Genomic DNA, 5692 nt, shown 5'->3' on the forward strand with positions numbered 1-5692 from the left:
GTGATGAACGCGATGTTCGCGATCGTCGCGTCTCTACAACACGGAGCGGCAGAACGCCCGTCGGGCCCGGCCTGGGTGGCCGGGCCCGAAGACACAAGCCCGGGACGGCCCTGGTTACCGGCGGCGTCCGAACCAGCCGCGGTTCTTCCTCGCCTCCGCTTCGGCCACCTCCCGGGCCGCGGCTTCCTCCGCCTGGCGCCGTGCGGCCTTCTCCGCCTGCACCTGTTCCCAGTGTTCGTGCAGGCACGGTTCGCAGAGCTCGCGGTGCTGCTGCGCCGGGTAGTGCCGGATCGTGTCCCAGCGGTCGTCGGTAAACGTCGCCCCGCAACGCGCACACACCGGCCGCCGCGCCTCCCGCTCCACGGCCTCACGCTCCGCCTGACGCCGGTGGACCTCCTTCCGCTGCACCGCGTACAGCCGGTCCCCATCCGGGTTGTCCAGTGCCTCGCGCAGCGTCTGCCACTCATCCTCACCGCGCCCGAGCCTGCGCCACACCTTCCCCGCCGCGCCCCTGGGGTCGGCCATGATCCGCTCCAACTCAGTGACGACTACGGGCAGCGCCTGGTGGTAGTCGACGGCCGTGATACCTGAGGCCCGGCCCGGATACGGCTCCCCGGCGAAGTACGGGCGAGCGGCCTCCTCCAAACGCCGGATCCGGCTCTCCCGCTGCGCCTTCGTCTTCCCCGTGAACACGAACGCCAGGGGCACATAGCCCTCGTGGCCGGTCGCCGGGTAGACCCGCGACCACAGCCGAAAGTCGTGCACCGCCGCACCCTTGTGGCGGGCCGCCTGTGCCTTGTCCTTGTCGGCCTTCGGGGCCAAGACCTCGAACCACTCGCTGTAGCGGCGCACCTTCGCCACCAGATCATCGACCGGCTCGGTCACACGGTCGACCTCCAGGAGCATCGCGGGCACCCGCGCGTCCGGGGCACGCATCGTCAGATCGGCGTACTGGGTGTACCCGTAAGGGAGCTTGTGACCGATCTCCGTCTGCCACGACAGCGAGGTGCCGAACCCGGCCCCGGTGAGCACCGCGGCGGTCGTCGTGACGGCGGCGGCGTGTTCGTCATAGCCGTCGTCGGCGACTGGTTCGCCCTGCGCATTGAGCTTCGGCTTACGCAGCGCGGATATCCGCACATTCTTCGGCAGCAGCTGCTTGGCTTCCTTGTGACCGATTTCGGTGAGCACCCACAGTTGGTGCCCGGACTCCAGTCGTGTCTCCACCCGCACCTTCCCGTCACGTTTGAGGGCGTTGAGGGTGTCCCTCGTACACCGGTCATGCGCATCGCCCGGGCGCAGCATCCGCCACAACTGATCGGCGGTAGCGCGCTGGAAGACCCCCAGAGCCTTCAGCACTTCCTTCCTTCGGGCGTGGGTCGGCTTCCATGTCTGCCTCGAAGACTCAGAAGGGTTGTCGAACGTGCCGGGAGCCCTGTTCTGCTCGGGCTGACCTGCGGATACCCGCCTCGCAGGCGAAGACGTCGTGGAGGGGGTGATGGAGGGGCCCATGGAGGGGGCCTGCGGGACCTGGTCGACGCCGCCGGCGGGTGCCTGGTCGGCGACGGAGTGCGGCTCTCGGACGGGGTCGGGTATGCGGGCGGTGGGCACGGTGTCCTCGGTCTCCCCCGGCCAACAGGCCGGGACGGCAGTCATCCAGCCCACACGCGGAACCGCGCACGAGCCGGAGCCACCGTCGGAAACCGCCCCTTGACCGCGATCTGACGGTCAGCACCGCGCGCCGTCCGTTTTGCCACTGAATGGATATCGACCGCCAGGATTTGTCCGTGACCGACGCCACGGACAGAACCCGACTCGGCGCAGGACCGGAGCCCGGCCGGCTGCTACCCGAGCAAGGCGAAACCGAAGCAGCCGGCCGGAGGACGGAGATCCCTCCTCCAAGACGGTGACATGTTCGGGCGATATGTCGCACGTAGCGAACCCGGTCAAGGAACGACGCGACCACCCCGACCACGGCCGACATCCATCCCATGCGCAGCGGCAGACACCGGACACGGTGCACCCCGACACGAGGCCGTGCACCGGATGCAGGACACCACCCGAACATCGAGTACATCGAGTACGGCCCGCTACCCACGATGTCGGACACTCCCCGCCTGATGGTGCGCGTCGCGGTGCGGTCGGTGCGCGCACCACCGATACCGGCGAGTCTGACGGTGCGCGCACCACAGCGCGCGGCGCGGTCCAGGACGGTGCGCACCACCGAATCCGAGAGCCAAATCGGGCCGGACTCCTTTATCACACAGGCCCTTGACCGCTACCTCGACCGGAGCCCGAATGTGCGGGAGGTCACATGAAATGGGTGTACTGGCGGGCCCTGCCGGGCGCGTGCCGCCCCCAGGGCGGCTGCGGCCCGATCGGGGAGACCTCGACCGGGGACAGAGACTTCTCCTCCCCTCCCCGGAGGCGGCCTGTCCGGGCGGGACGTCGCACGCAGCGAACCCGGTCGAGGAACGATGTACCGGCCCGGCCCCGGCAATGGGCACCGGAGGCCGGGCACTACCCCGGCGATGCCGGGCACCGGATGCACCGCATCGGATGCCGAACACCCCCGCACCCCGGTGCGATCCATCAGACGGGAGTGCCCAGCATCATCGAGTGCCGCGCACCGGAGCTGACAGTGCCCGACCCGGCGGAAGGCAGAGGACTCCCCCACGGAACGCCGGGCAGGGTGCACGACATCGCCAGCACGGTGCAGGGCGGGTGCACGGCATCGTCACCGCAGGCACCGAATGCCGGGACACCCCCGCACCCACCGCCGACGGCATCGGCGAAGGCGCGCGGCACACCGGCCAGGCGAACACCGGCCGGGCCATGCAAATACTGCGCGACAACCACCACACACACCTCACCAGCCTCAAAAACAGCCGCCTCTCTCGGGCGGTGGGCCGCTGTCTTCGTCGATGCTGTCGCGCTAGAAGGGGCTACGCGCCCCCTGGGTGGTCTGGCAGATCTCGCACCACCAGTAGGTGCCGGGCTTCCCGAGCTTCGCTTCCGCCGGGCTGGGTGCAGCCGCCGTCCCGCAGGTCCCGCACATGGGCGCGTCGCCGTAGACGAGGGGAGCGTGCAGGGCCTTCTTCTGGAAGCTGGTGGCCTTGGTCAGTAGCTTGGCGCGCAGGTCCGCGTACTCGTGGGCGTCGGCTTCCTTGGCTGCCTGGGCGAAGGTGTCCTTCGTGACGGCCCGGTTCAGGGCGTTCAGCACGGTGATGGCGTCCTTCAAGGCGACGATCGACTCGGGCACGATCTCCGCGTCCGGAATGTCGTCGTCTACCTCTGCGCTTCCGCTGGCCTCGGGCTCCGTCTCCGGCTCAGTCTGCGGGGGCTGCTCGGAGTCGTCGTCCGTGTTCGGCGTGCCAATTGGCACGCCTCCGTTCGATTCCCCTTCGAACACTGGCGTGTCAATTGGCACGCCTTGTCCGAGGGCTCGTCGGGTGGACCGCTCGATCTCGGCTCGCTTCTGTTCGGGCAATTCTGGCAGTACGGCGGGGAGCTGCTCCCGGGCGGCGGCCACGGCTTCGGCGGTGACCTTGTCTCCCAGTTCCTCGGTCACTTCGGCCACGACCTGGAAAAGCAGGATCGCGGCGTCTTGGCCGTACTGCTGCTCGGCTTTGACCGCTTCCCGGTTCTGTCCGGGGTTCTGGACAAGGCCGGTTCGGGCCGCCGTTTCCAGAGCGAGGGGTGCGCCCGCGCGGAGACGGCGAACGTAGGAGGCGGAGCGGCCAGTGAGGTTGTGGATGTACGCCGCGTAGGTGTCGTGCGTGCGGCGCCACCAGCGCCCCTTGGCGGCGCGCTGGAGGCCCTCCGCGATGACCCAGATCGACGCCTCACCCGATGCCACGGCGGCACGAATGATGTCCTCGGTCTGGTCCTTCTGTTGCTGTTCGGTCTCGGTCAGCTCGGACGTGTCGTCTTGGGGAACCTCGCGGACGTCGTCCAGGTTGGGCAGTCCGCGGGCGAGGTTCACCACCAGGTCGACGGGCTCGGTCGGCCGGGCGGCGAGGATGGACTCCGTCCGGGCAGCGACAGCCGCCATCTCGCCGCTCTGGTAGTCGTCGTCCTGTTCCGGAGCGGCTGTGCCCTCCGTGCCCTCCGTGCCCTCCGGCGACTCGGAGTCGTCGTCCAGGCCCTCGAAGATGTCGTCCAAGGCGTCGGCCGCGTCATACCCGGCCATCAGCGCGCCGCCCTCTGCGCCGGAACCGTCGCGCCGATCAGGAGAGCAGCGGCCAGGTCGTAGTCGAGGGTGGTCGACGTGCCGGGCGCGAACAGGCGCAGCGGCTTCATCGCGAGCTGGGCTTCGCCCACGCGCACCGACCGGCGCGCGGGCACGACCAGCGCTCCGGGGAACGCCTTGGTCATCTTGGCGCCGATCGTGCGGGCCAGGGACGACTTGTCGAAGTCCGTCAGGATCGTGGCCGCGATGCGCAGTTCGGGGTTGAGCCGGGTCTTGACCTGTTTGACGGTCTGCATGAGGGAGGCCGCGCCCTTTACGTCCAGGCCGCTCGCCGCCTGCACCGGGATGATCACGTCATGGGCGGCCACCAGGGAGGCGACCGTGGGCAGTCCGAGGCTGGGGCCGGAGTCGATGACCGTGACGTCGAAGTCCTTCTCCGAGGACAGGTGGTGCTGGATCAGCGACTCCACGCCCGGCGGCTTCTTGTGGGAGTTCTCCACCTCGCCCAGGTCGGGAGCGGAGACGACCATGTGAAGGCCGATGTACGGGGTGGGGTACGTGGCGTCAGCGAGGGAGCAGCGCTCCATCAGCACGTCCGTCAGCGTCCAGCGCTTGCCCTCGGGGAAGCACGCGATCAGCCAGGCGGTAAGCGCGGCCGATTGGGGGTCGGCATCGATCAGGCGCACCCGCAGGCCGCGGGCGACCAGCCCCATGGCGAGCTCGAAGGCGGTCAGCGTCTTGCCCGCGCCGCCCTTCTGGTTCGCCACGGTGATGACGCGCGGCATGCGCGGGTTGGGCCGGAACGTGTCCGGGACGACGATCGAGACCCGCCAGTCGTGGTACGGCGTCTCAAGGTCCCACGCGGTGACGATGTCGAGGAACGCCAGGTCGTCGCTCAGCGGCGATACCTGTACGGTCTGTGCTTGTGTTTCGCGCATAGCCCGCCACGGTAGCGGGTGAAACACAGGGCTCGCCCCGTCTGGTCGTATGACTGGTCGGGGCGCTTCCGTTGGGTCGTTCAGATGCCTTTGATCAGGAGCTTCGAACGTCCGCTCGCGCGCGGCGGGTTGGCTTGCTCACGGAAGTCGCGGTGTGGGACAACAGGCCCAGGTTCGAGGTGCTCTCCTGAGAACGGGGGGCCTGCCCGTCTCGACGGACAGCATCCTGGCTGCGCGCCGCCTTTCGGGGCGGGGCCTGGTCAGTCAGAAAACCTCAGAGGCCCGGCCGCCGGCGGCTGGGCCTCACCCCGTTCTGGGCCCTGAAACGCAAGAAGGCCCGTACTCCCCGGCGGCGTTCGCGGGGGAGTACGGGCCTTCATGTTGGACGGGTTCAGACGGCTGTCCCACGCCTTCGGGGAAGCGGACTAGCGGTGCGGTGGAGCCCCGGGATCTTCTTCCAGCATTCCGGAGAGTGGGGTGGGTGTCGCGCTAGGCGGTGCGAACCGTGGGAGGGCTTGGGAGTGGTCGCGGATCTGGTCGAGGACGTTAGCGGGTGCCAGAAGCC

Annotated in this window: 4 protein-coding genes; 1 reads left to right on the forward strand and 3 read right to left on the reverse strand. The window is 69.1% G+C overall.

Annotation, left to right across the window (positions count from 1 at the left end; translation table 11 throughout):
- Positions 1–114 precede the first annotated feature (114 nt).
- Entirely contained in the window at positions 115–1653 is a 1539-nt protein-coding gene (locus tag NBG84_RS39740; RefSeq protein ID WP_250924614.1) for a replication-relaxation family protein, read from the reverse strand.
- Positions 1654–2096: 443 nt separating this feature from the next.
- On the opposite strand from NBG84_RS39740, the gene NBG84_RS39745 reads away from it, so the two are divergent.
- Positions 2097–2315, forward strand: a complete 219-nt coding sequence (locus NBG84_RS39745) for a hypothetical protein (protein ID WP_250924615.1) — start codon at positions 2097–2099, stop codon at positions 2313–2315.
- A gap of 617 nt (positions 2316–2932) precedes the next feature.
- Here NBG84_RS39745 and NBG84_RS39750 read toward each other — a convergent pair.
- Together NBG84_RS39750 and NBG84_RS39755 are read right to left on the reverse strand one after the other, a co-directional pair.
- Positions 2933–4189, reverse strand: coding sequence for a hypothetical protein (locus NBG84_RS39750; RefSeq protein ID WP_250924616.1), 1257 nt, complete (start codon positions 4187–4189; stop codon positions 2933–2935).
- A complete protein-coding gene (locus NBG84_RS39755; protein ID WP_250924617.1) occupies positions 4189–5127 on the reverse strand; it encodes a ParA family protein in 939 nt (312 codons plus the stop codon). Before NBG84_RS39755 ends, NBG84_RS39750 begins: the two co-directional genes overlap by 1 nt.
- Positions 5128–5692 lie beyond the last annotated feature (565 nt).

It is taken from the genome of Streptomyces albipurpureus (assembly GCF_023701525.1).
Lineage (GTDB): Bacteria > Actinomycetota > Actinomycetes > Streptomycetales > Streptomycetaceae > Streptomyces > Streptomyces albipurpureus.

What these genes read in the sequence shown, in the direction of transcription:
- NBG84_RS39740 (WP_250924614.1), bottom strand. Translation starts at nt 1,653, where the DNA reads ATGACTGCCGTCCCGGCCTGTTGGCCGGGGGAGACCGAGGACACCGTG.
- NBG84_RS39745 (WP_250924615.1), top strand. Translation starts at nt 2,097, where the DNA reads ATGTCGGACACTCCCCGCCTGATGGTGCGCGTCGCGGTGCGGTCGGTG.
- NBG84_RS39750 (WP_250924616.1), bottom strand. Translation starts at nt 4,189, where the DNA reads ATGGCCGGGTATGACGCGGCCGACGCCTTGGACGACATCTTCGAGGGC.
- NBG84_RS39755 (WP_250924617.1), bottom strand. Translation starts at nt 5,127, where the DNA reads ATGCGCGAAACACAAGCACAGACCGTACAGGTATCGCCGCTGAGCGAC.